This is a genomic window from Stutzerimonas azotifigens, assembly GCF_013522725.1.
In the GTDB taxonomy this organism is placed as follows: Bacteria; Pseudomonadota; Gammaproteobacteria; order Pseudomonadales; family Pseudomonadaceae; genus Stutzerimonas; species Stutzerimonas azotifigens_A.
The window spans coordinates 406,872-432,975 of record NZ_JAAMRF010000001.1 but is presented as its reverse complement, the minus strand read 5'-3'; the positions used below and the strand labels follow the sequence as shown (position 1 = coordinate 432,975).

Genomic DNA, 26,104 nt, shown 5'->3' with positions numbered 1-26,104 from the left:
TCTCCAGGCAGCGGGCGCGTGACTACTGGCCGGTCCATTCGAACGGCGTCTTGCTGGCGAACCGCTCGACGGCCGTCTTGAAGTCCCGGCTGCCGTAACAGGCGCGTATCCAGTCGTCGCTGGCGTCCGCCGAGGCACGGCGGTGCGCCAGCACCCGATTGATGGTGGCCTTGGTGGCTTGCACGGTCAGCGGCGCGCGCTTGGCGAAGGCCTGTGCCTTGTGGGCAACTTCCTGACGGATCGCCTCCGCCTCGATGACGCCGCTGACCAGGCCGATCGCCGCCGCCTCCGGCGCCTCGATCAGCCGGGCGGCCATCAGCACCTCCTTGGTCCGCGCGACGCCGAGCAGATCCATCAGCCGCGAGACATTGGTCACCGACAGGCAGTTGCCAAGCGTCTGTGCGATCGGCACGCCGAACTTCAGCGACGGCGTGCAGTAGCGGAAGTCGCAGGCCAGGGCAATGGCCGCCCCGCCGCCGACGCAGAACCCCTCGAGCAGCGCGAGGGTGGGCTTGCGCATGTTCTCCAGCCCGGCGATCACGCTGTCGATACGCCGCTCGTAGGTGACCCCCGCCTCGCCGCCCTCGAAGTCGGCGAACTGGGCGATGTCGGTGCCGGCGACGAAAGCCTTGCCGCCGCAACCGTGGAACACCACGGCGAGCACCTCGGGGTTGTCGTCCACCTCCTGGCGAAGCTGGTCCAGGCTGTCGTACATGCTCCAGGTCATCGCGTTGCGGCTTTCCGGTCGGTCGAAGCCGATCCAGGCGACGCCTTGCTCGATCTGGCAGACCACCTGCCCCTGTGTCGTATCAGTCATGGTTGCGTCCTCCCGTCATATCCATCAGGTGCCGTACACCAGGTTCACCAATGCCATGGCGAAGGCCGGCACGTAGGTATTGATCAGCAGGATCAACATCAGCACGCCGAGGAACCACAGGTTGGTTCGGGTGGTGGCCCAGATATCGGCCTTGGCGATCGAGCAGGAAGCGATTAGCACGCTCGCCACCGGTGGCGTCTGCTGACCGATGGCCAGGTTCAGCGTGACGATCAGCCCGAAGTGGATTGGATCAATGCCCACCGCGAGCACCAGCGGCAACACGATGGGCACCACCAGGATGATCGCCGCCGCCGAGTGCAGGAACATGCCGAGGATGAGGAAGATGATGTTGAGCAGTGCCAGGATCACGTACTTGTTGCTGGTCAGCTCGCTGATCTGGCTGGCCAACTGTTGCGGCAGCTGGGTTTCGGTCAGGTACAGCCCCACCACCGCGGAACTGGCCACCAGCAGCATCACCACGGCGGTCTGGATACCCGCGTCGAGACAGGCCTTGTAGAAGGTCTTCAGGGTGAACTCGCGGTAGATCACAGCGCTGATGAAGATCGCCACCACCACCGCCAGGGCCGCGCCCTCGGTAGCGGTCACCACGCCGCCGAAAATGCCGCCGAGGATGATGACCGGGATCGACAGCGCCCAGATCGCGCCCTTGAACGCTTCCCAGAGCTTCTTCACACGGAACTCGCCCTCGGATGGGAAGTTGTGCTTCTTGGCCAGGTAGTAGCACATCGCGGCGAGCCCTAACGCTCCGAGCAGCCCCGGGAAGACGCCGGCGACGAACATCTTCACCACCGACTCGCCCGACATCACCGCGTAGAGAATCATCGGGATCGACGGCGGCAGGATGATCGCCAGGCTCGCCGCCGAGGACGACAGCGCCGCGGAAAACTCCTTCGAGTAGCCCTTCTTCTTCATCGCCGGGATCATGATGCTGCCGATGGCCGAGACGCCCGCCACCGCCGAGCCGGAAATCTCGGCGAAGAAGATCGAGGCGCCGATGGTGACCATCGACAAGCCGCCCTTGATGAAGCCCAGCATGGCCGAGGCCAGGTCGATCAGGCGCCGCGAGATGCTCGAAGCGTTCATGATGGCGCCGGCGAGGATGAACAGCGGGATCGCGATCAGCGGGAAGCTGGTGGTGCCGTCGTACATGACCATCCCGATGTTGGGAAGCGCCAGTGCGCCGTAACTCATGAAGATCGCCACCGCACCGACGACACCCAGCGCGATGGCTACCGGGACGTTGATGAGTATCAGGAATATCAAGCCAAGGAACATGTACAGGATGGTCATTTCTTGTTCTCCCCGAGCGCCCGCGGCGGACGCTCGTTATGCGTTTCGGCCACTCACGCCTTGGCGAGCTTGATGCCGGCCTCTTCGAGCTCGTGATCGACGAATCCGTCGCCCTTGGCACTCTCGATCACTTCCGGCAGCCGCAGCAGCTCGGCGATGATGAACAGCGCGGAACCGATCGGCAGCACGGACTGGGTCAGTTGCAGCGACACGCTGGTCAGGCTGACCAGCGTCGAGCCTTCCAGGATCAGGACCACCTGCGTGCCGGTCCAGGCCAGCAGCACGAAGAAGCCGATGGTGATCGCCTCGGCGACCAGCGCGATCGGCAGACGCAGCTTCGGCGAGAAGTAATTCACCACGCTCGGGCAGCCGATATGCGCGCCCTTGGCAGCGGCCAGCGCCGCGCCGTAATAGGTGAGCCAGGCCAGCCCGACCGAGGCCACTTCGTCGTACCAGCTGAACGGCGAGCCGGCCAACCGCGAGGCGAAGCCGATCGTGATCACCAGCGCCAGCGCCACAACGTTGATCACCACGATGACTTCAAGCAACTTGGAAAAACCCTTTCTGAAAGCAGCGACGGAATTCATCAGCTCTCTCCGATCTATCTGGGGCATCGCCGCACCGGCGTTCGGTGCGGTCATGCGGAGGCAGGTGGGGGTCACATCTGGCGGAGCTGTTTCACCTTGTCGAGCATCGCCTGGCCGCCCTCGACTTCCTTGGCGAACTTGGCGTAGATCGCGGAGGAGCCGTCGATGAAGGCCTGCTGGTCGACCTCGTTCACCTCCATCCCGGCTTCTTCCATCTTCTTCACCAGGCTTTCGTCGAGCGACTTGCCCTGCTCCAGGGCGTAGGCCTCGACCTGCTGGGCGGCTTCGCTCAGCGCCTGCCTCACGTCCTCGGGGAAGCGCTTCCAGCTCGCGCCAGCGACGACGAAGGCGGGGGTGTAAACATGGTTGGACATGGAGAGGTATTTCTGGACCTCATGGAAGCGCTGCGAATAGCTCTGCACCAGCGGGTTTTCCTGGCCGTCCATCGCACCGGTCTGCAGCGCCACGAAAGCTTCGGAGAGCGCCATGGGAGCCGGGTTGGCGCCGTAGCTCTTGAACATTTCGACGCGCCAGATGCCGTTCGGCGTCCTCAGCTTCAGGCCTTTCAGATCGCTCGGCACGACGATGGGCCGGGCGTTGTTGGTGATCTGCCGGACGCCGTTCTCCCAGACGCCGATGATCCTGTAGCCCTTGCCTTCCGCGGCCTTGTACAGCACGTCGCGAACCAGCCCGTCGCGGACACGCTTCATGTGCTCGCGATCGCTGATCAGGTAGGGCATTTCGAACAATGAGAACGCCGGCGCCACACTGCTCATCACGGTCGAGGGCAGCGCCAGGTCGAGCGAGCCGAGCTTGAGCTTGTTGAGCATCTGCGAGTCGTCGCCGAGCTGGCTGGACCCGTAGATCACGACCTTGGCCTTGCCTTCGAGCTTTTCGTTGGCGATGCGTGCGAACTCGTTGGCCGAGATTTCGAACAGCGACCCCGGGCCACCGACGTGCCCGAATTTGATCTGTCTCTCGGCCGCCTGTGCCGACGCTGCGGCAAGACCTAGCAGGGACGCGACCAATGCCGTCTTCAGGATTTTCATGCTGACCTCCACTGTTGTTTTTATTGAGGTGGTACTGCAATCACCGTCGGAGCCCAGGTGGGCAGCCCGACGCGCATCGCCGGCAGGCGGCGTTGCTGGAGCCCGGTGGATTCAGATTGCGGACAGCATCGAACCGGGCTTCAAGGAAAAATGAATTCATTATTCATCATCCCGTTCAGACCTTAGTTCAGCTTTTCGAGAGGCGCCAGAAAGGAATCGAAGAAAATTTCGGCGGTCCGTGGAGGGTTCTGAAAGGAGCTGTCGCCTACGGCAATGGGCACGCGCAGCCGGATTGCTGTCGGCGACGGAATAGACATGCAGCGGCCGGCACCGTCTGTCAGGGGCCGGCGCGGCTGGATAAGAGCGCGGCGTGTGAGAAATAGGGTCGCCGCCGACGACCATCTATCCGTGGTATCGAGACGCAAGCCGGGAGAGGCCGGTCGGCAGCGCCCCGGGTCGTGCTAGGCCGGCACGATGCCAGCCTTGAACCCTGCCGCTTCGATTCCGCTGACTGCGGCCTGCTCGTCCTCGTCCGAGGACGCGCCGCTGACACCCACCGCACCGATGACCTCTTCGTTGACGTCGAGAATCAGCACGCCGCCGGGCACCGGAACGAAGCGGCCATCGGACGCGGCAGCCACCGCGGCGAGAAAGGCCGGACGCGCTTCGTTACGTACACCGACCGTGCGGCTGGCGACGCCGTTGCCCAGCGCGGCGAAGGCCTTGCCTCTGGCGACCGCGAAACGCAGCGGGGCGCAGCCGTCCTCACGCTCGGCGGCGATGAGGTTGCCGCCGCCGTCCATGACGAAGGCGGTCAGCGGCTCCATGTCCTTCGCCCTCGCTTCGGCGAATGCCGCGTCCAGGATGCGTCGGGCCTGCGCCCGTGAAATCGCCACGCTCGAACGGTAAACCTTGCCAGCCATGCCATTTCTCCTCAGGGTGTTTCGGATCGGATGAAGTGCTTTCGCGTCTACGCAGGCACTCCGTAAACTCCACTTCTGGCTTACCGGAACGCAGCGGCGAGGTACTGTCGTCGCTCCGGCTTCGCGTAGATCGCACTTTCGAGCTACTTTGTATTCTTAATTCAAAAAGCTAGCACAGCCTGGCCAGGCGGCAATGCCGCCGACCGCTACCGAAGGTGCCGACATGACGCTACCCGCGCAGGAAAAGTCGTTGGACAAGATTCAGCACAGGATTCTCTACCAGGAAGCGGCCAACCGAATCCGCGAACTGATCGAACACGGTGCGCTGATCGCCGGGGAGAAAATCTCGGAAAAGCAGCTGTGCGAGAAATTCGGCATTTCCAGGACGCCGCTTCGTGAAGCCCTCAAGGTGCTGACGTCCGAGGGGCTGGTGGAGATCTTGCCGAATCGCGGGGCGCGGGTGAGCCGCCTGACGCTGAGCGACGTCGAGCACACCTACGACGTCATGGGTGCCCTGGAGGGGTTGGCCGGCGAAACCGCATGCCGCCACCTGACGGACGAGGAGTTCGCGCGCATCTGCGACCTGCACCGGCAGATGCTCGGGCACTACCAGCGCAAGGAGCTGCAGGCCTATTTCGAGGCCAACCGGCAGATCCACGAGTGCATCCTGCTGGCCTCGCGCAACGCCATCCTGCTGGAGATGTACAACAATCTCAGCCAGCGGATCAAAAGAATTCGCTACACCATGGAAATGAGCGATGCCTTCTGGCGCAAGGCGGTGAACGATCACGAGGAAATGATCGAAGCGCTGCGCGCACGCGACGGCAAGCGCCTGGGCGCCATCCTTCGCGGGCATCTCGGTCAGAAGATCGGGGCAGTCAACCTGGCCGGCGTGGTCAATCCCGACTGAGCTCTTTGCGCGGCGTCAGACGAGCGCCCGGCGAATGAGGAACAGCGCCAGCGCGACGAAGAGATCAGCAAGGGCGAAGCGAGCAGGGCTCGGCTCGGGATATCCGATGTAGGCAGAGATGATCTGAATAGCCATAACGGACCGGGCGCCCGCCACACCGCGATTTTTCTGAACTGGCGCTTAAGCCAGCCCCTGCCCTGCCCTCGCCGCAAGTGATTCCGGGACTATCGCCCGAGGCGGGGGCCAGAGCCGTGCAGACTTCGTCGCAGGCGCGCCAGCGCCTACAGGCGCTCATTGAAGCCTCAGGCAGCGGCGTGCTTTTCCCGTCTCCCTTGCGGCCCGCAGGGCCGGATGAGTACTGCTGCACACGGCGTCCGCGGCCCAGGCCGCTTCTACGAGAGCCCTGTACTCGCCCGCTGCCCTGGCTAAAGGTCACCACCCTTATGCACCGGCTCGCCGTGCGTCAGAGCGGCTTGCCGCGATTGCCGTGTCCGCTGACGAAGGCCTGCACCGCGGCGAGGTCGTTGGGCACTACGCTGCAGCGCTCCTCGCGTTCGAACAGGTCGGCCAGGTGAGCCGGCAGCTCCAGAGCCTTGCCCACGCCCGCCTGCTTGACCGCATCGGGGAATTTCACCGGGTGTGCGGTGCCGAGGATCACCATCGGTGTGGCCAGATTGCGCCGGCACTCGCGTGCTGCGCGCACGCCGATCGCAGTGTGCGGATCGAGCAGCTCGCCGCTCGCCTTGAACACCTCGGCAATGGTCGCACAGGTCTGAGCGTCGTCCACCGCCAGCGAATCGAACAGGCGACGCGCCTCGGTCCAGCGATCTTCCTCGACCGCCAGCTTGCCGCTGGCACGGAAGCTGTTCAGTAGCTCAGCCACCACCGCACCGTTGCGTCCGTGCAGATCGAAGAGCAGGCGCTCGAAATTGGAGGACACCATGATGTCCATCGACGGCGACAGGCTGGCGTGCAGCGTGTCCTTGTCGTAGCGGTTACCGCTCATGAAGCGGTGCAGGATGTCGTTGCGGTTGGTCGCGACGATCAACTGGGCGATCGGCAGGCCCATGTTGCGCGCCAGGTAACCGGCAAAGATGTCGCCAAAATTACCGGTGGGTACAGAGAAGGCGATCGAGCGCGCCGGGCCACCAAGCTGCAACGCCGCATGAAAGTAGTAGACGATCTGGGCCATGATCCGCGCCCAGTTGATCGAGTTGACTGCGACAAGACGCGTGCTCTTGAGAAAAGCCTGGTCGGCGAAGCTCGCCTTGACCATCTCCTGGCAATCGTCGAAGTTGCCTTCGATGGCAATGTTGTGGATGTTCTCGCCGAAAATGGTCGTCATCTGGCGGCGCTGCACTTCGGACACGCGGTTGTGCGGGTGCAGGATGAAGATATCGACGTTCTCGCAGCGGCGGCAACCCTCGATGGCAGCCGATCCGGTGTCGCCGGAGGTGGCCCCCATGATCACCACCCGCTCGCCACGCTTGGCCAGCACATAGTCCAGCAGGCGCCCGAGCAGTTGCAGGGCGAAGTCCTTGAAGGCCAGGGTCGGGCCATGGAACAGCTCGAGCACCCATTCGTTGGCGTCCAGCTGACGCAGCGGTGCCACGGCGCTGTGGGCGAACACGCCGCCTTCGCCGGTCGCGTAGGTCTCTTCGAGAATCCGCTTGAAATCGGCATCGGGAATGCTGCCGGCCACGAACGGGCGCATCACCCGGAATGCCAGCTCGTGATACGGCAGGCCGGCCCAGGAGGCGATTTCTTCCTGGGTGAAACGCGGCAGGTTTTCCGGCACATAGAGGCCGCCGTCGCTGGCCAGGCCAGCCAGCAGGACGTCTTCGAAATTCAGGGCCGGTGCCTGGCCGCGGGTACTGATGTAGCGCATGACGAACCTTTCCGGTTTCGAGCCTGAAGGCTGGCGCCGAAACACTCGCGTTCGGCGTGCAGCTCCCGGCTAGGGATTAATTGAGTTGTTCCACGCGGATGCGCACGACCGAACCGACTACGTCGTCCAGATGCTCCAGGGCGGCAATCGCGTCGTCGATGCGCTGCTCGACCACTCGGTGAGTGACCAGGATCACCGGCACCAGGCCATCGTGCTCCTCGACTTCCTTCTGCATGATCGACTCTATGTTGATTCCGCGCTCGGACAGGATGGTCGCGACCTGGGCGAGCACGCCCGGATGGTCCTTGGCCTGGATGCGCAGGTAATAGGCGCTTTCGCAGGCGCCGATCGGCAGGATCGGATGGTCCGACAGCGCGTCGGGCTGGAACGCCAGGTGAGGAACACGGTTATTCGGGTCGGTGGTCAGCGCCCGCGCCACATCCACCAGGTCGGCGACGACGGCAGAAGCCGTCGGCTCCATGCCGGCGCCAGCGCCATAATAGAGCGTCGAGCCCACGGCGTCGCCGTTGACCATCACGGCGTTCATCACGCCGTTGACGTTGGCGATCAGGCGATCTGCAGGAATCAGCGTCGGATGCACGCGAAGCTCGATACCAGCGGCGGTACGGCGGGCAACGCCCAGGTGCTTGATGCGATAACCCAGCGCCTCGGCATAATTCACGTCGGCGGTAGCCAGACGGGAAATGCCCTCGGTGTAGGCCTTGTCGAACTGCAGCGGGATGCCGAACGCGATCGACGCAAGGATGGTCAGCTTGTGGGCAGCATCGATGCCTTCGACGTCGAAGGTTGGGTCGGCCTCGGCATACCCCAGCGCCTGGGCTTCCTTGAGCACGTCCTCGAAGGTACGGCCCTTCTCGCGCATCTCGGTCAGGATGAAGTTGCCCGTGCCGTTGATGATGCCGGCGAGCCAGTTGATCTGGTTGGCGGCAAGGCCCTCGCGGATCGCCTTGATGACCGGAATGCCACCGGCTACCGACGCCTCGAACGCCACGATCACACCCTGTTCCCTGGCCCGGGCAAAGATCTCGTTGCCATGAACCGCGATCAGCGCCTTGTTGGCGGTCACCACGTGCTTGCCGTTGGCGATGGCCTTGAGTACCAGGTCGCGAGCGACCGTGTAGCCACCGATCAACTCGACGACGATATCGATTTCGGGGTTTTCGACTACCTCGAACACATCGGCGCAAATCGGCGTGGAGCCGGTATCGCACTTGGGGTTCGGCCGGCGGGTAGCAATCTGCGCAACCTCGATTCCGCGCCCGGCACGGCGGGCAATCTCCTCGGCGTTGCGTTTGAGCACATTGAAGGTACCGCCACCGACGTTACCCAGCCCACAGATGCCAACTTTCACCGGTTTCAAGCTGAACTCCCCATACCAACGAAACGGTCGGCGCACCGACCGAACAAAAGACCCGCACATTACGAAGCATGCAGGTTTTAGTCAATCGGCGCGGGGTACAGCGGGCATTGTGGCGGTTCAGCGGGAAAGCCCCAGCCGCTCGTGCCACTGCGCCAGGGATTCATCTGGGTACTCCTCGAAGACCTTGTCTTTGGGTGAGAGCTGCGGCTCCACCCAGGAGGCTTTCGAGCCAACCATCAGGTGGGTGTGCTCCGGCGGTACCGGCAACGGCGTATCGATCGCCGAAGCGTGGGGATGGACCAGGTCCGGCCAGCTCGGGTCCCAAAGCCAGAGCGCGCTGCCACAGTGCTTGCAGAAATGCCGCTGACCATCGCTGATGCTCACCTCGCCGTCATCACCGACCATCCGCGCCTGGTAAACGCTCAGATGATCACGGCCTTCGACTTGCAGGGTCCTGTGATCGGCACCCAGATTGATGGCATAACCGCCCCCGCCTGCCGTCTTGCGGCAAATGGAGCAGTAGCAACGCATGAAGGGATAGGGCTGAGCGGATTCGACGCTGAAGCGCACCGCACGGCAATGACAGGAACCTTCCAGTTTCATAGGAACACCTCGCTCGTTTCTAGCTTTGAGCGAGGGTGGTCACCAAGTTTCGAGAAGTCGCAAAGGGGACCGGGCTTTTCGGACCGGCGGCGTGGTTACTGACCCGCCTGGAGCGCGATTTCAGCCAGTTGCGGCGCAGGCTGGTAGCCCGGAATCATATGACCGTCGGCCAGAATGATCGCAGGAGTACCCTGCACGCCCATCATCTGCCCCATCGCGAACTGCTTGGCCACAGGGTTTTCGCAGCTGGCATCGGGTACGTTTTCACGGGCCTTGGCCTTGTTCATCGCAGCCTGACGATCCTTGGCGCACCAGACATTGGCGAGGGTCTTGGCACCGGCACTGCCGAGGCCCTGACGCGGAAACGCCATGTAGCGAACCTCGACGCCAAGACGGTTGAGCTCTTTCACTTCGCTGTGCAGCTTCTGGCAATAGCCGCAATCGGTATCGGTGAATACCGTAATGTGGGTCTTCGGCTTCTCGGGTGCGAAAACCACCATCTCGCTCGCAGGCACCGCGTTGATTTCCTTGGCCACGGCGCTGGCCTGAGCCTTCTCGGTGAGGTTGACCGCCTGCCCGTCCTTGAACTGGAACAGGTAACCCTGAATCAGGAACTGGCCATCGGCGCTGGCATACAGCTGGCGACCGCCAGCCAGTTGGACCTGATAGACGCCCGGCATGGGGCTTTCGGCGATGGCCTGGATCGGCATATCGGGTTGCAGGGCTTGCAGCGACTGGCGGATGGCCTGATCGGGATCGGCCGCCAGGGCCAGGGAACCGGACAGACCGAGGGCCATCGCGGCAAACAAACGAATCACGCGCATGAACTGAAATCTCCTGACAGCGGCGTGGAAAAAGTGGGCCAGCCTATCACAGCGCACATTGGGTCCGTTGCCGGCCACGACACATCCGGATCAGCCGCGAGGGTGATGCTGTGCATGGAGCTCCTGCAGGCGGGCACGTGCGATGTGGGTGTAGATCTGAGTGGTGGACAGATCGCTATGGCCGAGCAGCATCTGCACGGTGCGCAGGTCGGCCCCGTGATTGAGCAGATGGGTCGCAAAGGCATGGCGCAGCGTATGTGGCGATATCGATTTCCCGATACCGGCCACCTTCGCATGCAGCTTTATCCGGTGCCAGAACGTCTGGCGCGTCATCTGATCGCCTCGCTGACTGGGAAACAGCACATCACTGGCCTTGCCCGCCAGCAACTCGCCTCGCGCCTCGCGCAGGTAGCGCTCGATCCAGTGCATGGCCTCGTCCCCCATCGGCACCAGACGCTCCTTGTTGCCCTTGCCAAAGGTGCGCAGCACGCCCTGACGCAGGCTGACCTGCTCAAGCGTCAGGCTGATCAGCTCGGTCACCCGCAGCCCGCACGCGTAGAGGACCTCGAGCATCGCACGGTCGCGCATCCCCAACGGCTCGGCGGTGTCCGGCGCGGCCAGCAACGCCTCGACATCGGCTTCGGAAAGGGTCTTGGGCAGCGGCCGGCCCAGACGGGGCGTCTCGACACGAAGGGTCGGATCCTGGCCGACCTGCCCTTCGCGCCAGAGATAACGGTAGAAGCCGCGCAGCCCTGAAAGAAAGCGCGCAGTCGAGCGCGCCTGGTAGCCATTGCCGAGGCGCCAGGCCAGATGATCGAGAATGATTTCTCGCCCGGCGTCGCTCAAGGCTACGCCGCGCTCGTGCAGCCAGCCATTGAACAGACCCAAGTCGCTGCGATAGGCCTCGCGCGTGTTGTCGGCCAGGCCCTTCTCGAGCCAGAGGGCATCGAGAAACTGATCGATCAGGGGATCTTCGCGAACGCTCATGGGCAACCGGACTTCAAGCAGGGGCACTCAGTCTTCCACAGGCACGAAGGGAGATGCCAGCGCCTCACTCTACGAGACTGGGCAATACCGGTACCGGACGCTGCTCTTCATTGATTGCGACGAAGCTGAACGTACCCTCGATGGCTTTCTTGCGACCATCGGCGATCATGCTCTCGACGAATACCTCTACCGATACCTTGAGGCTGGTGTTGCCCACCTTGACCACCCGCCCGATCAGCTCGACGATCGAGCCCGCTGCGATCGGATGATTGAAGTCGATGCGGTCAGTGGACACCGTCACCAGCGGCAGGCGGCAGAAGCGCGTCGCGGTAATGAAGGACACCTCATCCATCCAGGCCAGGGCGGTCCCGCCGAACAAGGTATTGTGGTGATTGGTGGTAAGCGGAAACACCGCCTTGGTGACACGCGTCTCGGACAACTGCGTGCGACGCTGAATTTCTAGCTCTCTGGGGGTCATGCCGCACTCTTCGGATGTGAAGTGACTGGCCTCGTGCCGCGACTGTTGTTGTGATTGTTCTTACGCTGCCGCGCAGGCAGATGACTCGGACCGCCTGGTCAGCGATCCCCTGAATGCAAAAAAGCAGCCCGAGGGCTGCTTTTTCGATGGAACCGCTGTCCTCAGGACAGCTTTTCCTTGATGCGGGCGGCCTTGCCGGACAGCTCGCGCAGGTAGTACAGCTTGGCCTTGCGAACATCGCCGCGGCGCTTGACGCTGATGCTGTCGACCAGCGGGCTGTAGGACTGGAAGGTACGTTCCACGCCTACACCGTTGGAAATCTTGCGCACGGTGAACGCACTGTTCAGACCGCGATTGCGCTTGCCGATCACGACGCCTTCGAAGGCCTGCAGACGCTGACGGTCGCCTTCCTTCACCTTCACCTGAACGATCACGGTGTCGCCCGGGGCGAACGGCGGGATTTCCTTGGACATCTGCTCGGCTTCGAGCTGCTGGATGATCTTGTTGGTCATGCTGTGTGCTCCTAAGGCGGACCGTCGAGGGTGCGCCATCGATACGTTAACTATCGTCCCGCTGACGGATGTATTCCGCCAGCAGCTTCTGTTCTTCTCCAGAAAGCGAGCGGCTATCCAGAAGATCAGCGCGGCGTTCCCAGGTCCTTCCAAGGGACTGCTGCAAACGCCAGCGCCGGATGTGTTCATGGTTGCCGCTGAGCAGCACCTCAGGAACACGTTTGTCCGCATACACCTCGGGTCGCGTGTAATGCGGGCAGTCGAGCAGGCCGTCGGTAAACGAATCCTCCTCGGCCGAATCAGCATGACCCAGCGCTCCGGGAAGCAATCGGGTCACGGCATCGATCAGCACCATGGCCGGCAGCTCGCCACCGGACAACACGTAATCGCCAACCGACCATTCTTCATCCACATGCGCTTCGATGAAGCGCTCGTCGATACCTTCGTACCGACCGGCGATGAGGATCAATGCTTCCCCCTTCGCCATTTCACGGACGTCCGCCTGTTTAAGCTGACGTCCCTGCGGCGACAGGTAGATGACCTTCGCCTTCTCCCCTGCAGCGAGCCTGGCGTCGGCCAGCGCGCGCTCCAACGGAGCGATCTTCATCACCATCCCCGGACCACCGCCGAAAGGCCGGTCGTCCACAGTCTGGTGCCGATCTTCGGTATAGCTGCGGGGGTTCCAGCATGTCAGCTGGAGCAAGCCCTGCTTTACCGCACGACTGGTGATACCCCAATCGCTGATGGCCGCGAACATGTCCGGGAACAAGGTGATGACTTCAACGCGCAAGGTCGCCACGCCGTTCAGAAGTCCGCATCCCAGTCGACCTGCATCTGGCCAGCGTCCAGATCGACCTTCAGCACGCACTGATCGGTATAAGGCAGCAACCGTTCGCGGTCATCCAGACTACCGTCGGCCGGCTTGACCACCAGCACGTCGTTCGCACCGGTTTCAAGAAGATGATCCACCACGCCGAGCCATTGCCCTTCCTGGTTAACAACCTTCAGCCCCTGGAGCTGGAACCAGTAGTAATCGTCGCCCGCCAGGGCCGGGAGTTCGCTGCGAGGAATACAGATTTCGAAGTCGGCGTAGGTGCGCGCGACTTCTCGATCATCCAGCCCCTTCAGCTTGGCTACCAGAACCTTGTTCTGCAGCCTTCCCGAAGCCATGACGACCTGCTTGATCTCGCCACCTCGCCTCAGCGTCCAGTTGCGATAATCGAGCAGGTTTTCAATCGGATCGGTGAAGGAATACACCTTCACTTCACCGCGCACACCATGCACCGAAACGATCTTGCCGAGAACGATCAGGTCGTCGGCCGGGGCAGGCGTGGCGCTCATAGGGTTCAGGCAGCGGCCTTGGCAGCTTCCTTGAGCAGCTGAGCAACGCGCTCAGACGGCTGTGCGCCCTGGCTCAGCCAGTAGCTGGCACGCTCCTGGTCGACAGAGAGCTTCACTTCCGCACCCGAAGCGATCGGATTGAAGAAGCCGATACGCTCAACGAAACGACCATCGCGCGCATTGCGGCTGTTGGTCACGGTCAGGTGGTAGAAAGGGCGCTTCTTGGAGCCGCCACGAGCGAGACGAATGGTTACCATGTGAACATCGTTCCTGTAGTCGGTGCTGCGAATCTGGATACACGAGCCCTAGGCCCGAAAGGCCGCATATTCTAAGGATAAACGGCAGGATTGCAAATGGTTTCAGCGACAGACGCAGAAGCGCCTGCCATGCGGGTTAAAACTTGGGCATGCCGCCGCCGGGGAACATGCTGCCCATACCGCGCATCATCTTGCTCATGCCGCCCTTGGCAGTGACTTTCTTCATCATCTTCTGCATCTGCTTGTGCTGCTTGATCAGGCGACCAATATCTTGCACCTGGGTCCCCGAACCCAGGGCGATGCGCCGCTTGCGCGAACCGCTGATGATATCGGGATTGCGGCGCTCGGCAGGCGTCATCGAATTGATGATCGCCTCCATCTGCATGAACTGCTTCTCCGCCGCCCCCTGGGCATTGCCCATCTGCGAAAGGTTCATGCCGCCAATCGAAGGCAGCTTGTCCATCAATCCGCCGAGGCCGCCCATGTTCTTCATCTGCTGAAGCTGGTCGCGGAAATCCTCGAGATCGAAGCCTTTGCCTTTCTTGAGCTTCTTGGTGAGCTTTTCCGCCTTTTCGCGATCGAGCGTCTGCTCGGCCTGCTCGATGAGACTGAGCACGTCGCCCATACCGAGGATGCGCGAGGCGATGCGGTCGGGATGGAAAGGCTCGAGTGCGTCGCTTTTCTCACCCATGCCGAGAAACTTGATCGGCTTGCCGGTGATCGAGCGTACCGAGAGCGCGGCACCGCCGCGCGCGTCACCATCGACCTTGGTCAGCACCACGCCAGTGAGCGGCAGCGCATCGCCAAAGGCCTTGGCGGTATTGGCCGCATCCTGGCCGGTCATCGCATCGACCACGAACAGCGTCTCGGCCGGATTGATCGCACCATGGATAGCCTGGATCTCGGCCATCATCTCGCTGTCGATGGCCAGACGACCCGCAGTGTCGACCAGCACGACGTCGATGAACTTGAGCTTGGCTTCCCGGATCGCCGCCTGGGCGATATCGACCGGCCTCTGACTGGTGTCGGACGGAAAAAAGGTCACGCCCACTTCGGCGGCCAGCGTTTCCAACTGCTTGATCGCTGCCGGGCGATAAACGTCGGCGGAAACCACCAGCACCGTCTTTTTCTTGCGCTCCTTGAGAAAGCGCGCCAGCTTGCCGACAGTGGTGGTCTTACCCGCGCCCTGCAGGCCAGCCATCAACACCACCGCAGGCGGCGCGACGCTCAAGGACAGGTCTTCGTTGGCAGCGCCCATCAGCTCTTCGAGCTCGGCACGCACGATCTTCACGAACGCCTGGCCCGGCGTCAGGCTCTTCGAGACCTCCGTCCCGACCGCGCGATCCTTGACCCGGTTGACGAAGTCCTTGACCACCGGCAGGGCGACGTCGGCCTCGAGCAGCGCCATGCGCACTTCGCGCAGGGTGTCCTTGATGTTGTCTTCGGTCAGTTTCGCCTTGCCGGTGACATGGCGCAGGGTCAGGGAAAGACGGTCGGTAAGGTTTTCAAACATGAGCCATTCCACGCTGGATGTGGTGAGGGCGAGATTATAGAAGCTGGAAGGTGCCAGCCGGTACCCCGCCCGTCACGGTTTTCGTCAACCCCTGGCCGCTCGCCTGCTTTTGCAGGCCTGGTCTTTGTGCCACACTCAGCGCCTTTCCAGTTTGCTCCCGGGATCTATGCACCCTCTGCTACCCAGCCTCGCTGCCGCCCTCCTCTACGCTGGCGTCTCTGGATACCAAGGCCTGCGGCTGACGCAGCGCATCACGCCAGACAAACGCCTGCTCCTCGGCGTGGGCCTGCTTGCACTGCTCGCCCACGGCGTGAGCCTGGCCATGCAACTTCTGACGCCGGCCGGCCTTCACCTGGATTTTTTCACCGCCTCGAGCCTGATCGCAGCCGCTGTGATCCTGCTGATTCTGATGGCGCTGTACCGCATGCCGGTCGAGAACCTGTTGCTGCTGCTGTTTCCGCTGGGCTGCCTCACCGTTCTTTTCGCCGAATTCGCCCCCTCGGGCACCGTGCCGGCGATCATCGAACAGCCCGGCATTCTGGCGCACATCCTGCTGTCGATACTCGCCTACGGCCTGCTGACCATCGCCGTGTTCCAGGCGTTGTTGCTGCTGCTGCAGGATCACCACCTCAAACACAAGCACCCGTCCGGCCTGATCAAGAACTTCCCGCCATTGCAGACGATGGAAAGCCTGCTGTTCGGGTTTCTCTGGGCCGGCTGGCTGCTGCTGTCGGCGTCGCTGATCTCCGGCTGGATGTTCCTTGACGACCTCTTTGCCCAGCACCTGGTACACAAGACGCTTCTGTCCGTCGTCGCCTGGGTGGTCTTCGGACTTCTACTGTGGGGTCGCCATCGCCTCGGCTGGCGCGGGCACAAGGCCATCCGCTGGACCTTGGCGGGCTTTTGCCTGCTGATGCTGGCCTATTTCGGCAGCAAGCTCGTCCGCGAATTCATCCTGCACATCTGAGGCAGATCGTCACCGTGGAAAACCTTCATCCCGGCGTCCTGGTTGGCGTTCTGATCTTTTTGCTGCTCTGCTCGGCCTTCTTTTCGAGCTCCGAGACCGGCATGCTCAGCCTCAACCGCTACCGCCTGCGCCACCAGGCAAAGGAAGGCCACCGTGCGGCCAAGCGCGTCAGCAGCCTTCTGGCGCGGCCCGACCGTCTGCTGGGCACCATTCTGGTCGGCAACAATTTCGTCAACATCCTCGCCTCGTCCATCGCCACTGTGCTGGCAGTGAGGCTATGGGGCGAGGCCGGCATCGCCATCGCCACCATTGGCTTGACCGTGCTTCTGCTGATCTTCGGCGAGATCACGCCCAAGACCCTGGCCGCGTTGCGCCCCGAGAAAGTCGCCTACCCGTTCAGCCTGCCACTGCTGATGCTACAGAAGGTGTTCTACCCGCTGGTGCTGGCGCTGGGCTGGATCAGCAACGGGCTGCTGAGGATGCTTGGCGTCGACCCGGCGAGCAAGGTCACCGACAGCCTGTCCACCGAGGAATTGCGCAGCGTCGTGCGCGAGTCCGGCGCGGACCTGCCGCTGAACAGGCAGAACATGCTGCTCGGCATCCTCGACCTTGAAAAGGTGCGGGTGGACGACATCATGATTCCCCGCCACGAGGTGACCGGGATCGACCTCGAGGATGACCTCGAAACCATTGTCGCCCAGCTCAGGACCACCCCTCATACGCGCATCCCGGTGTTCCGCAAGGACATCAACCATATCGAGGGTATCGTGCACATGCGCAAGATTGCCCGCCTGCTCAGCCACGACCAGCTGACCAAGGACAACCTGCGCACGGCCTGCAGCGAGCCCTACTTCGTTCCGGAAAACACGCCGCTGTCGACCCAGCTGCTCAACTTCCAGAAGCAGAAACGCCAGATCGGCATCGTCGTCGACGAATACGGTGAGGTGCTGGGCATCGTGACCCTGGAGGATATCCTCGAGGAAATCGTCGGCGAGTTCAGCAACCAGGACAGCCTGCTCAGCCCGGACATCCATCCGCAGGAAGACGGCACCCATGTGATCGACGGCGCGGCCTACCTGCGAGAAATCAATCGGGCACTGGGGTGGCAACTGCCTGTCGACGGCCCCAAGACCGTCAACGGGCTGATCACCGAAGCCCTCGAGCACATCCCCGACAGCGGCGTCTGCCTGCAGGTGGATCGCTATCGCCTGGAGATCCTCCAGGCCTCCGACAACCGGGTCAAAAGCGTTCGCGCCTGGGCGCTTGCCGAGCCCGCAGAGGAAGACGAAGGGACTTCGTGATCGGGAAGACTGCCTACCTATGCAGGCGGGCAGCATTCAAGCCAGAAACCATCAGAGCTCGACCTTGACCGCCTGCGCCGACCGCAGGGCCTTTGCCCGCGCGTCCTTGATGGACTCGTCGCGAGCCAGAGCCACCCCCATGCGCCGCTGACCACTGACCTGAGGTTTGCCGAACAGGCGCAAGGCCGTATCAGGCTCGCTCAACGCCGCTTCGAGGTTGCCGAAACTGACCCGACTCGACTCACCTTCGACCAGAATCACCGCCGATGCCGCCGGCCCGAACTGACGAATCGCCGGAATCGGCAAGCCCAGGATGGCCCGGGCATGCAGGGCGAATTCGGACAGATCCTGGGAGATCAAGGTGACCAGCCCCGTGTCGTGCGGGCGCGGTGACACCTCGCAGAACCAGACCTTGTCGCCTTTGACGAACAGTTCGACGCCGAAGATTCCGCGCCCGCCCAACCCCTCGGTGACCGCCAAGGCGATACGCTTAGCCTCCGCACGCGCGGCCTCGCTCATTGCCTGAGGCTGCCAGGACTCCTGGTAATCGCCCTTTTCCTGGCGATGCCCGACCGGCTCGCAGAAGGTGGTGCCACCCGCGTGCCGCACGGTCAGCAAGGTGATCTCGTAATCGAAATCGATGAAGCCTTCGACAATGACGCGGCCCTGCCCCGCACGGCCGCCAGCCTGGGCATAGTTCCAGGCCGCCTCGACATCGGCGGCGCTTTTGAGCACCGACTGGCCTTTGCCGGACGAGCTCATCACCGGCTTGATCAGGCAGGGAAAGCCGAGCTCAGTAGCCGCATCGCGGCATTGCTCCAGCGAGTCGGCGAAACGGTATGGCGAGGTCGGCAGCCCCAGATCCTCGGCAGCCAGACGGCGAATACCCTCGCGATTCATGGTCAGGCGGGCCGCCCGTGCCGTCGGGATCACGGTGAACCCTTCGGATTCCAGCTCGACCAGCGTCGCCGTGGCGATCGCCTCGATCTCGGGCACGATGTAATGCGGCCGTTCCTGCTCGATGATGCGCCGCAGCGCCTCGCCATCGAGCATGTCGATCACGTGGCTGCGGTGGGCGACCTGCATGGCAGGCGCCTTGTCATAACGGTCGACGGCAATGACCTCAACGCCGAGTCGCTGCAGCTCGATGACCAGCTCCTTGCCAAGCTCGCCGCTACCGCAAAGTAGAACACGCGTGGCGCTGTCGGACAGCGGAGTACCAATACGGGACATGGAATTCCTCAAAGGTTCTATAGCAATAAGCCGGCTGCACGGGCACGCTCATGACAACGCAAGAGCACCTGGCGGCGCTCGGCGTTATCCATGCGGCCCCAGCGGGTGATTTCTTCGACCGTACGCTGGCAACCCGTACAGATATCCTCATCGTCGAGCGCGCAGATGCTCACGCACGGCGAGGCGACCGGCTTGTCGGCGCGCGCCTCGCTCAATCTTCCTGCTCCTGCAGATCACGCGCGTAGCGCTGGGCGTTGTGCACGTAGTGCGCCGCACTGGCCTCGAGCATCTTGCGCTGCGCCTCGGTCAGCTCGCGGATCACCTTGCCGGGCGAGCCGACCACCAGCGAGCCGTCGGGTATCTCTTTCCCTTCGGCGATCAGGGTATTGGCGCCGATGATGCAGTATTTGCCGATCTTCGCGCCGTTGAGCACCACGGCGTTGATTCCGATCAGGCTGTAATCTCCGACCGTGCACCCATGCAGCATCACCTTATGGCCGATGGTGACGCCCGTGCCGAGCGTCAGCGGATAGCCCATGTCGGTATGGATCACGCTGCCGTCCTGCACATTGCTGTTCGGCCCGATATGGATGAGCTCGTTGTCGCCGCGCAGCACCGCGTTGAACCACACGCTGGCCCCGGCATCGAGGCGAATCTTGCCGACCAGCGTGGCATTGGGAGCGACCCAGCTCTGCGGATCGGCGTCGACACGGGAATCACCCAGGCGGTATTTCATCATTTACCTCACGCTGTGGTTCTGCCTCAAGGATGCGCCCCGCGTGGGACGCATCATCGGCCGCTGAGATCGCGGAACGAATCGGAGGGACGGTGCAGGTCGATACCGGCGTCATAGATCAGGTTGACCAGCTCGACGATCATGATCGCCGTGAGCCCCCAGATTCGGTACTCGCCATATTGATAGGACGGCACATACCAACTCTTCCCCTGATAGTCGATGCGATGCGTGACTTCACGCGGGTCCTGGCGGAAGAACTCCAGCGGCACCGAGAACACGGCCGCGATTTCGGCATCGTTGGGCCGATACTCCACATAGTCCGGGACCAACCCGACGTAGGGCGTGACGTGGATGCCGTAGCGCGACACGAGGCTGCTGAGCGGGCCGATGACTTCCACCATGCCGGGGACCAGCCCGACTTCCTCATGCGCTTCGCGCAACGCGGTATGAACCAGATCGCGATCTTCCGGATCGCGCCGCCCACCCGGGAACGCCACCTCTCCGCCGTGCGTGGACAAGCCACTGGCACGCAGCGTCAGCACCAGTTCGGGTTCCTCCACCCTGGTGATCGGCATCAGCACCGCGGCTTCGGGTAGGTCTGCTTCAGGCTCCATCAGAAGCGGCGAATAATCGCGCACCCTTTGGAGAATGTGGTCCAGCATCGAATTTCTCGTCTTTTTCTTCGCTCAGCATCATGGCACGAAACGGTAAGCGCGCCCAAGGCTCGGAACGTCAAGTCGATTGGCGTCTTGCCGCATTGGTATGCCCAAGCCAAGATTAGCCAATCTTGGACGAGGAACCGGTATGAAATTCTGCAACCAATGTGGCGGCCCGGTGGCCGAACTCATCCCGGACGGCGACAACCGCCTGCGCTTCGTTTGCAGCAGCTGCAGCGCCATCCACTACCAGAACCCGCGCATCGTCGCCGGCTGCCTGCCGGTGTGGGAGGATCGCGTGCTGCTTTGCCGGCGAGCGATCGAACCTCGTCGCGGTTACTGGACCCTGCCGGCCGGCTTCATGGAGAACGGCGAGACGACCCGGGAGGCCGCGGAGCGCGAAACCCTCGAAGAGGCTTGCGCGCGGGTCAGGGGGCTGCAGCTTTATACATTGTTCGACCTGCCGCACATCAGCCAGGTGTACATGTTCTTTCGCGCCGAACTCGTTGACCTCGCCTTCAGCCCTGGCAGCGAGAGCCTGGAAGTCGAGTTGTTTTATCAACGGGATATCCCCTGGTCAGCGCTCGCTTTTCCCACCGTGGGCCGTACCCTAGAATGCTTCTTCGCCGACCGGGAACAGCAGACCTTCCCGGTACGCAACGAGTCGATCGCACCCATGCGGGTCGGCACGCCGAGACCGGTCTGACGCAGTAATCTGGAAGCCTCTTCGATGCGCTGGTTGTTCGCTGTTTTCTGTTTCAGCCTCGCGACACTTTCCCTTGCCAGCCCGGCACCCACTTCTACCGAAAAGCCCATCGACAAGGTGCTGGTGATCAAGTCGGAGCGAAAGCTGCACCTGATCAGCCGCAGTGAGACGCTCAAGAGCTATCGCATCTCGCTGGGCAAACAACCGGTCGGGGCCAAGGAGCGCGAAGGCGACCAGCGCACACCCGAAGGCTTCTACTGGATCAACTGGCGCAAGATCAGCGACAAGTACAACCTGGCGATGCACATTTCCTACCCCAACGCCCGCGACAGCGAGCGCGCCCGGACGCAAGGCGTGAAGCCGGGCAGCATGATCATGCTGCACGGCACCCCGCTGGATGAGGAATACCCGGAATGGTTCTTCCACACCCTGGACTGGACCGAGGGCTGCATTGCGCTGAAGAACGATGACATGCGCGATCTGTGGAGTCGGGTGCCGGACGGAACCCTGATCGAAATCAGGCCATGATTCGCGCCAGGGCACGCAACGCGGCCCTGCGCGAACTCAGAATTGCATGTCGGACAGGCGCCAGACGTCAAACGCCGGCGTCTCGTAAGGATGGGCCTTTTTCAGGGCCTTTACCGAGTCGTGAATGAGCTCGTCGGATACCACCAGCTCGACTTTCCACTCGGCGACCTGCTCGACCTTGCCCGCCTCACCGATGAACGGCTGGCTGCCCGCAAGCGGCCTGAACTGCCCCTGGCCCAGGGTCTGCCAGCAGCAGCTGTCATACGCACCGATACGACCGCCGCCGGCGGCGAATACCGCTTTCTTGACTTCGTCCAGATGCTTTTCTGGCACATAGAAGCACAGCTTGTACATCGAGGTCTCCGCACGAATTCAGCCCGGAGCGGCGTGTTTCGGCATGCCGCTCCGGAAAGATGGCAACCGCCACAAGAGTGACGGTAAGCCGCCAGTAAACAACTTCCCCGGACAGCGTCTGGCTACCTTGCTCCGCTGATTCGCTCCTGCTCCGGTGGGTGCAGGCTTGGGCGGCATCCCGCCAGCCCCAGGCCGATCAATCCACCCAGACGCGGGCGTTGCGGAACATCCGCATCCAGCCACCATCCTCTTGCCAATCGTCCGGACGCCATGAGTTAGTCACGGCCCGGAACACCCGCTCCGGATGCGGCATCATGATGGTCACCCGCCCGTCTCGGCTGCTCAACCCGGTGATACCGCGCGGCGAGCCGCTGGGGTTGGCAGGATAGCGCTCCGTAACCTTGCCGTGGTTGTCCACCAGACGCATGGCTATACAGCCCGACAGATCGGCCTCGAGCAATGCTTCCTCGCTCTCGAATTCGGCATGACCTTCGCCGTGGGCAATGGCGATCGGCAACCGGGAACCGGCCATGCCCTGCAGGAAGATGGAAGGCGAATCCTGCACCTGTACCATCGCAACCCGCGCCTCAAACTGCTCGGAGCGGTTGCGCACGAAGTGCGGCCAGAACTCGCTGCCGGGAACCAGTTCATGAAGGTTGGAGAGCATCTGGCAACCATTGCAGACGCCCAGTGCGAAGCTGTCATTGCGCTCGAAAAAGCCGCTGAACGCCTCGCGTGCACGGCTGTTGAACAGAATCGACTTAGCCCAGCCTTCACCGGCACCGAGCACGTCACCGTAGGAGAAACCGCCGCAGGCGACCAGCCCCTTGAAGCTTTCGAGCTCGATTCGCCCGGCGAGGATGTCGCTCATGTGCACATCGACCGAGGCGAAGCCTGCACGATCGAAGGCGGCCGCCATCTCGGACTGACCGTTGACGCCCTGCTCACGCAGGATCGCGACCTTCGGCCGCAGGCCTTTCTTGATGTAGGGCGCGGCGATGTCCTGATTGACGTCGAAGCTGAGCTTGGCGTGCAGGCCTGGGTTTTCTTCGTCGAGCAGCAGATCGAATTCCTCGTCGGCGCACTCGGCATTGTCGCGCAGACGCTGGACCTGATAGCTGGTCTCGGACCACTGGCGCTGCAGCAGACGGCGGTCACCTGTGAAGATATCCGCACCGTTGTAGCGCACCACCACGCGCCCGTTGTTGATCGGCCGACCGATGACACTGACGCAATCGCCAAGCCCGGCCGCGCTGAACTGAGCCAGGATCACTTCGGTATCGTCCTGACGCACCTGGATCAGCGCACCGAGCTCTTCGTTGAACAGGATCGCCGGGATCTCCTCGGCATCGTGGGCGATGCCGTCGAGATTGAGATCCAGACCGCAATGGCCGGCGAAAGCCATCTCCAGCGCAGTGGTGATCAAGCCGCCATCGGAGCGGTCGTGATAGGCGAGCAACAGGCCGTCCGCGTTCAGACCTTGCACGACGGCAAAGAAAGCCTTCAGGTCTTCAGCGTCGTCGACGTCCGGCGCCCGGCGCCCGAGCTGGCCATAAACCTGCGCCAGGATCGAGGCCCCCATGCGGTTCTGACCACGGCCGAGATCGATGAGAATGAGGTCGGTCTCGCCCTTGTCCAGGCGCAGCTGCGGCGTCAGCGTCTGGCGCACATCAGCCACCGGTGCGAACCCCGAAACGATGAGCGACAGCGGCGAGGTCACGCTCTTGTCCACGCCTTCGTCGGACCAGCGGGTCTTCATCGACATGGAATCCTTGCCGACCGGGATGGTGATCCCAAGCTCGGGGCACAGCTCCATGCCCACGGCACGCACGGTGTCGTACAGGCGAGCGTCTTCGCCTGGATGGCCGGCGGCGGCCATCCAGTTGGCGGACAGTTTGATGTCGGAAAGGCGTTCGATACGGGCAGCGGCAAGGTTGGTCAGCGTCTCGCCGATAGCCATGCGCCCCGAGGCAGGCGCATCGAGCAGCGCGAGCGGTGTGCGCTCGCCCATGGCCATCGCCTCGCCGGTATAGACGTCGTAACTGGTGGCGGTCACCGCGCAATCGGCAACCGGGACCTGCCACGGGCCGACCATCTGGTCGCGCGCCACCTGACCGGTAATGCTGCGGTCGCCGATAGTGATCAGGAAGCTTTTGCTGGCCACGGCAGGATGATGCAGCACGCGTCCGACAGCCTCGGTGAGCTCGACGCCCGCCGGCTCGAAATCATCGCCCAGCGCGCCTTCGCGGCTGGCGCTGCGGTGCATGCGCGGGGCCTTGCCCAGCAGCACGTTGAGCGGCATATCGACCGGCTTGTTGCCGAAATGGCTGTCCGACACCGTTAGACGAGGCTCCTCGGTCGCTTCGCCGACCACCGCGAACGGGCAGCGCTCGCGCTCGCAGATAGCCTTGAAGCGCTCGAAATCGGCGGTATCCACGGCAAGCACGTAGCGTTCCTGGGATTCGTTGCACCAGATCTCGTGCGGCGCCATTCCCGGCTCATCGTTGGGAATGTTGCGCAGCTCGAAGCGCCCGCCTCGACCGCCGTCGTTGACCAGTTCCGGGAAGGCGTTGGAAAGGCCACCGGCGCCAACGTCGTGAATGAACTTGATCGGGTTGCGCTCGCCAAGCTGCCAGCAGCGATCGATGACCTCCTGGCAACGGCGCTCCATTTCCGGGTTGTCGCGCTGCACCGAGGCGAAGTCGAGGTCGGCCGAACTGGTGCCGGTCGCCATCGACGACGCAGCGCCACCGCCCAGCCCGATGAGCATGGCCGGGCCACCGAGCACGATTAGCTTGGCGCCGACCGAAATCTCGCCCTTCTGCACGTGCTCCTCGCGGATGTTGCCCATGCCGCCCGCCAGCATGATGGGCTTGTGGTAGCCGCGCACTTCCTCGCCCCGTGGCGTCTGCACCGCCTGCTCGAAGGTACGGAAGTAACCGGTAAGCGCCGGACGCCCGAATTCGTTGTTGAACGCGGCGCCGCCCAGCGGGCCTTCGATCATGATGTCCAGCGCGGTGACGATGCGCTCGGGCTTGCCATAGGGCTTTTCCCAGGGCTGAACGAAACCCGGGATGTTCAGGTTGGACACCGTGAAACCGGTCAGACCGGCCTTTGGCTTGGCGCCGCGGCCGGTCGCGCCCTCGTCGCGAATCTCGCCGCCGGAGCCGGTCGAGGCGCCCGGGAACGGCGCGATGGCCGTCGGGTGATTGTGCGTTTCCACCTTCATGAGAATGTGCACGGGCTCCCGAGTCGCCGCGTACTCGCCGCTCTCGGGGTTGGGGTAGAAACGCCCGGCCACGTTACCGACGATGACCGCGGCATTGTCCTTGTAGGCCGAGAGCACACCTTCGCTGTGCATCTGGTAGGTGTTCTTGATCATGCCGAACAGGGATTTTTCCTGGCTTTCGCCATCGATGTCCCAGCTGGCGTTGAAGATCTTGTGACGGCAATGCTCGGAGTTCGCCTGGGCGAACATCATCAACTCGATGTCGTGCGGGTTGCGTCCCAGTTCGCCGAAGCTCTTGACCAGATACTCGATCTCGTCATCGGCCAGCGCCAGACCGAGGTCGGCGTTGGCACGCTCCAGCGCTGCACGGCCGCCGGCCAGCACGTCCACCGCGGTCAACGTCCTGGGCTGGGCATGGCTGAACAGCGTCGATGCATCCTCGAAGCGCTCGAGAACCAGCTGGGTCATGCGGTCGTGCAGCACGGCTGCGATCAGCGCCGCGTCGGATTCGGACAACTCGCCGGCCACGTAATAGGCGATGCCTCGCTCCAGACGCTGGATCTTGCTCAAACCGCAATTGCGGGCGATGTCGCTGGCCTTGCTGGACCAGGGCGAAATGGTGCCGAAGCGCGGAATCACCAGAAACAGGCGACCGGTCGGCTCCTGGACCGGCACGCTCGGGCCGTACTTGAGCAGGCGAGCCAGCACCTGCTGCTCATCCGCCCCGAGGGCGCCGGATACCTCGGCAAAATGGGCGAACTCGGCATAAACGCCGCTCACGGCAGCGACCTTTTCGGTCAGTTGCGCCAGGAGCTTGCCGTGACGGAAGGCGGAAAGTGCAGGAGCGCCGCGCAGGATCAACATCGTCGGAACAGCCTCGAAGGGGGGAGCGTAGAGGGCGTGCATTCTAGCTCATCAGGCGGCGCGAGGCTAAGCGCGGAACCGGATGTCGGCGGCTGGTCGCAAATTTTTCGCGACCCTCAAGCGAACGGAGGACGGGCAAACACCCGTCC

The 26,104-nt window shown here is 62.9% G+C and carries 27 protein-coding genes; 5 read left to right on the top strand and 22 right to left on the bottom strand.

The genetic code is table 11. From position 1 onward, the window contains the following. Positions 1-22: 22 nt before the first annotated feature. The 5 genes from G7026_RS02055 to G7026_RS02035 all read right to left on the bottom strand — a co-directional run bounded on the left by G7026_RS02055 (position 23) and on the right by G7026_RS02035 (position 4,687). Positions 23-817 (bottom strand): enoyl-CoA hydratase, encoded by a 795-nt coding sequence (locus G7026_RS02055; protein ID WP_181068974.1) that lies wholly within the window; start codon positions 815-817, stop codon positions 23-25. 24 nt (positions 818-841) lie between these two features. Next, positions 842-2,128 (bottom strand): TRAP transporter large permease, encoded by a 1,287-nt coding sequence (locus G7026_RS02050; RefSeq protein WP_181068973.1) that lies wholly within the window; start codon positions 2,126-2,128, stop codon positions 842-844. 53 nt (positions 2,129-2,181) lie between these two features. Continuing rightward, the gene (locus tag G7026_RS02045) at positions 2,182-2,715 is read right to left on the bottom strand and encodes a TRAP transporter small permease (RefSeq protein WP_181068972.1); all 534 of its coding nucleotides are present in this window, start codon (positions 2,713-2,715) and stop codon (positions 2,182-2,184) included. Positions 2,716-2,786: 71 nt separating this feature from the next. Then, the gene (locus tag G7026_RS02040) at positions 2,787-3,764 is read right to left on the bottom strand and encodes a TRAP transporter substrate-binding protein (protein ID WP_181068971.1); all 978 of its coding nucleotides are present in this window, start codon (positions 3,762-3,764) and stop codon (positions 2,787-2,789) included. A 461-nt stretch (positions 3,765-4,225) separates the two neighbouring features. Beyond that, entirely contained in the window at positions 4,226-4,687 is a 462-nt protein-coding gene (locus tag G7026_RS02035) for a GlcG/HbpS family heme-binding protein (protein ID WP_181068970.1), read from the bottom strand. A gap of 223 nt (positions 4,688-4,910) precedes the next feature. Between G7026_RS02035 and G7026_RS02030 the strand changes: the two genes are divergently transcribed. Further along, a complete protein-coding gene (locus G7026_RS02030) occupies positions 4,911-5,597 on the top strand; it encodes a GntR family transcriptional regulator (RefSeq protein WP_181068969.1) in 687 nt (228 codons plus the stop codon). Positions 5,598-6,060: 463 nt separating this feature from the next. On the opposite strand, the gene thrC is transcribed toward G7026_RS02030, so the two are convergent. From thrC to ffh, 11 genes are all read right to left on the bottom strand, one after another. Further along, entirely contained in the window at positions 6,061-7,485 is a 1,425-nt protein-coding gene (gene thrC / locus G7026_RS02025; protein WP_181068968.1) for a threonine synthase, read from the bottom strand. 76 nt (positions 7,486-7,561) lie between these two features. After that, positions 7,562-8,866 carry a homoserine dehydrogenase gene (locus G7026_RS02020; RefSeq protein WP_181068967.1) on the bottom strand — a complete coding sequence of 435 codons (1,305 nt, stop codon included), beginning with the start codon at positions 8,864-8,866 and terminating at the stop codon, positions 7,562-7,564. 117 nt (positions 8,867-8,983) lie between these two features. Next, positions 8,984-9,469, bottom strand: a complete 486-nt coding sequence (locus G7026_RS02015; protein WP_181068966.1) for a GFA family protein — start codon at positions 9,467-9,469, stop codon at positions 8,984-8,986. A 95-nt stretch (positions 9,470-9,564) separates the two neighbouring features. Then, positions 9,565-10,293: a thioredoxin fold domain-containing protein gene (locus G7026_RS02010; protein ID WP_181068965.1), complete on the bottom strand. Its 729-nt coding sequence runs from the start codon at positions 10,291-10,293 to the stop codon at positions 9,565-9,567. A gap of 90 nt (positions 10,294-10,383) precedes the next feature. Continuing rightward, entirely contained in the window at positions 10,384-11,280 is an 897-nt protein-coding gene (gene xerD / locus G7026_RS02005; RefSeq protein WP_181069237.1) for a site-specific tyrosine recombinase XerD, read from the bottom strand. Between the two features lie 64 nt (positions 11,281-11,344). Then, positions 11,345-11,758: an acyl-CoA thioesterase gene (locus tag G7026_RS02000; protein ID WP_181068964.1), complete on the bottom strand. Its 414-nt coding sequence runs from the start codon at positions 11,756-11,758 to the stop codon at positions 11,345-11,347. Positions 11,759-11,919: 161 nt separating this feature from the next. Then, complete coding sequence (gene rplS / locus G7026_RS01995; RefSeq protein WP_181068963.1) at positions 11,920-12,270, bottom strand: 50S ribosomal protein L19; 351 nt, start codon at positions 12,268-12,270, stop codon at positions 11,920-11,922. A 46-nt stretch (positions 12,271-12,316) separates the two neighbouring features. After that, positions 12,317-13,069: a tRNA (guanosine(37)-N1)-methyltransferase TrmD gene (gene trmD / locus G7026_RS01990; protein WP_138408223.1), complete on the bottom strand. Its 753-nt coding sequence runs from the start codon at positions 13,067-13,069 to the stop codon at positions 12,317-12,319. Positions 13,070-13,074: 5 nt separating this feature from the next. Further along, positions 13,075-13,611 carry a ribosome maturation factor RimM gene (gene rimM, locus G7026_RS01985; RefSeq protein ID WP_181068962.1) on the bottom strand — a complete coding sequence of 179 codons (537 nt, stop codon included), beginning with the start codon at positions 13,609-13,611 and terminating at the stop codon, positions 13,075-13,077. Between the two features lie 5 nt (positions 13,612-13,616). Beyond that, positions 13,617-13,868, bottom strand: a complete 252-nt coding sequence (gene rpsP, locus G7026_RS01980; protein WP_138408225.1) for a 30S ribosomal protein S16 — start codon at positions 13,866-13,868, stop codon at positions 13,617-13,619. 136 nt (positions 13,869-14,004) lie between these two features. Then, positions 14,005-15,381, bottom strand: coding sequence for a signal recognition particle protein (gene ffh, locus G7026_RS01975; RefSeq protein ID WP_181068961.1), 1,377 nt, complete (start codon positions 15,379-15,381; stop codon positions 14,005-14,007). Positions 15,382-15,547: 166 nt separating this feature from the next. On the opposite strand from ffh, the gene G7026_RS01970 reads away from it, so the two are divergent. Together G7026_RS01970 and G7026_RS01965 are read left to right on the top strand one after the other, a co-directional pair. Beyond that, positions 15,548-16,348, top strand: coding sequence for a cytochrome C assembly family protein (locus G7026_RS01970; RefSeq protein ID WP_181068960.1), 801 nt, complete (start codon positions 15,548-15,550; stop codon positions 16,346-16,348). 14 nt (positions 16,349-16,362) lie between these two features. Further along, complete coding sequence (locus G7026_RS01965; protein ID WP_181068959.1) at positions 16,363-17,649, top strand: HlyC/CorC family transporter; 1,287 nt, start codon at positions 16,363-16,365, stop codon at positions 17,647-17,649. Between the two features lie 51 nt (positions 17,650-17,700). On the opposite strand, the gene purT is transcribed toward G7026_RS01965, so the two are convergent. The 4 genes from purT to G7026_RS01945 are packed head-to-tail and all read right to left on the bottom strand — an operon-like array spanning position 17,701 to position 20,280. Beyond that, positions 17,701-18,882, bottom strand: a complete 1,182-nt coding sequence (gene purT, locus G7026_RS01960; protein ID WP_181068958.1) for a formate-dependent phosphoribosylglycinamide formyltransferase — start codon at positions 18,880-18,882, stop codon at positions 17,701-17,703. A gap of 17 nt (positions 18,883-18,899) precedes the next feature. Further along, a complete protein-coding gene (locus G7026_RS01955) occupies positions 18,900-19,097 on the bottom strand; it encodes a DUF1289 domain-containing protein (protein ID WP_181068957.1) in 198 nt (65 codons plus the stop codon). After that, on the bottom strand, positions 19,094-19,618 hold the full coding sequence (locus G7026_RS01950; protein WP_181069235.1) for a gamma carbonic anhydrase family protein: 525 nt from the start codon (positions 19,616-19,618) through the stop codon (positions 19,094-19,096). The genes G7026_RS01955 and G7026_RS01950 overlap by 4 nt, the downstream gene beginning before the upstream one ends. Positions 19,619-19,671: 53 nt before the next feature. Continuing rightward, the gene (locus G7026_RS01945; RefSeq protein ID WP_181068956.1) at positions 19,672-20,280 is read right to left on the bottom strand and encodes a CoA pyrophosphatase; all 609 of its coding nucleotides are present in this window, start codon (positions 20,278-20,280) and stop codon (positions 19,672-19,674) included. 142 nt (positions 20,281-20,422) lie between these two features. On the opposite strand from G7026_RS01945, the gene G7026_RS01940 reads away from it, so the two are divergent. Next, positions 20,423-20,980 (top strand): NUDIX hydrolase, encoded by a 558-nt coding sequence (locus G7026_RS01940; protein ID WP_181068955.1) that lies wholly within the window; start codon positions 20,423-20,425, stop codon positions 20,978-20,980. 24 nt (positions 20,981-21,004) lie between these two features. Then, the gene (locus G7026_RS01935; RefSeq protein WP_181068954.1) at positions 21,005-21,508 is read left to right on the top strand and encodes a L,D-transpeptidase family protein; all 504 of its coding nucleotides are present in this window, start codon (positions 21,005-21,007) and stop codon (positions 21,506-21,508) included. A gap of 36 nt (positions 21,509-21,544) precedes the next feature. Here the strand turns inward: G7026_RS01935 and G7026_RS01930 are convergent, their stop codons facing one another. Both G7026_RS01930 and purL read right to left on the bottom strand, forming a co-directional pair. Then, the gene (locus tag G7026_RS01930; protein ID WP_181068953.1) at positions 21,545-21,862 is read right to left on the bottom strand and encodes a Nif3-like dinuclear metal center hexameric protein; all 318 of its coding nucleotides are present in this window, start codon (positions 21,860-21,862) and stop codon (positions 21,545-21,547) included. A 196-nt stretch (positions 21,863-22,058) separates the two neighbouring features. Then, positions 22,059-25,955 carry a phosphoribosylformylglycinamidine synthase gene (gene purL, locus G7026_RS01925; protein ID WP_181069233.1) on the bottom strand — a complete coding sequence of 1,299 codons (3,897 nt, stop codon included), beginning with the start codon at positions 25,953-25,955 and terminating at the stop codon, positions 22,059-22,061. Positions 25,956-26,104: the final 149 nt, after the last annotated feature.

Bases quoted from the DNA above. Each gene is read 5' to 3' on its own strand.
- purL (WP_181069233.1), bottom strand. From the start codon at position 25,955: ATGTTGATCCTGCGCGGCGCTCCTGCACTTTCCGCCTTCCGTCACGGC.
- G7026_RS02010 (WP_181068965.1), bottom strand. From the start codon at position 10,293: ATGCGCGTGATTCGTTTGTTTGCCGCGATGGCCCTCGGTCTGTCCGGT.
- G7026_RS01930 (WP_181068953.1), bottom strand. From the start codon at position 21,862: ATGTACAAGCTGTGCTTCTATGTGCCAGAAAAGCATCTGGACGAAGTC.
- G7026_RS02015 (WP_181068966.1), bottom strand. From the start codon at position 9,469: ATGAAACTGGAAGGTTCCTGTCATTGCCGTGCGGTGCGCTTCAGCGTC.
- G7026_RS01940 (WP_181068955.1), top strand. From the start codon at position 20,423: ATGAAATTCTGCAACCAATGTGGCGGCCCGGTGGCCGAACTCATCCCG.
- xerD (WP_181069237.1), bottom strand. From the start codon at position 11,280: ATGAGCGTTCGCGAAGATCCCCTGATCGATCAGTTTCTCGATGCCCTC.
- G7026_RS02050 (WP_181068973.1), bottom strand. From the start codon at position 2,128: ATGACCATCCTGTACATGTTCCTTGGCTTGATATTCCTGATACTCATC.
- G7026_RS02030 (WP_181068969.1), top strand. From the start codon at position 4,911: ATGACGCTACCCGCGCAGGAAAAGTCGTTGGACAAGATTCAGCACAGG.
- purT (WP_181068958.1), bottom strand. From the start codon at position 18,882: ATGTCCCGTATTGGTACTCCGCTGTCCGACAGCGCCACGCGTGTTCTA.
- G7026_RS02040 (WP_181068971.1), bottom strand. From the start codon at position 3,764: ATGAAAATCCTGAAGACGGCATTGGTCGCGTCCCTGCTAGGTCTTGCC.
- G7026_RS01970 (WP_181068960.1), top strand. From the start codon at position 15,548: ATGCACCCTCTGCTACCCAGCCTCGCTGCCGCCCTCCTCTACGCTGGC.
- G7026_RS02000 (WP_181068964.1), bottom strand. From the start codon at position 11,758: ATGACCCCCAGAGAGCTAGAAATTCAGCGTCGCACGCAGTTGTCCGAG.
- G7026_RS02045 (WP_181068972.1), bottom strand. From the start codon at position 2,715: ATGAATTCCGTCGCTGCTTTCAGAAAGGGTTTTTCCAAGTTGCTTGAA.
- rpsP (WP_138408225.1), bottom strand. From the start codon at position 13,868: ATGGTAACCATTCGTCTCGCTCGTGGCGGCTCCAAGAAGCGCCCTTTC.
- ffh (WP_181068961.1), bottom strand. From the start codon at position 15,381: ATGTTTGAAAACCTTACCGACCGTCTTTCCCTGACCCTGCGCCATGTC.
- G7026_RS02035 (WP_181068970.1), bottom strand. From the start codon at position 4,687: ATGGCTGGCAAGGTTTACCGTTCGAGCGTGGCGATTTCACGGGCGCAG.
- G7026_RS01935 (WP_181068954.1), top strand. From the start codon at position 21,005: ATGCGCTGGTTGTTCGCTGTTTTCTGTTTCAGCCTCGCGACACTTTCC.
- thrC (WP_181068968.1), bottom strand. From the start codon at position 7,485: ATGCGCTACATCAGTACCCGCGGCCAGGCACCGGCCCTGAATTTCGAA.
- rimM (WP_181068962.1), bottom strand. From the start codon at position 13,611: ATGAGCGCCACGCCTGCCCCGGCCGACGACCTGATCGTTCTCGGCAAG.
- G7026_RS01950 (WP_181069235.1), bottom strand. From the start codon at position 19,618: ATGAAATACCGCCTGGGTGATTCCCGTGTCGACGCCGATCCGCAGAGC.
- G7026_RS01945 (WP_181068956.1), bottom strand. From the start codon at position 20,280: ATGCTGGACCACATTCTCCAAAGGGTGCGCGATTATTCGCCGCTTCTG.
- G7026_RS02055 (WP_181068974.1), bottom strand. From the start codon at position 817: ATGACTGATACGACACAGGGGCAGGTGGTCTGCCAGATCGAGCAAGGC.
- rplS (WP_181068963.1), bottom strand. From the start codon at position 12,270: ATGACCAACAAGATCATCCAGCAGCTCGAAGCCGAGCAGATGTCCAAG.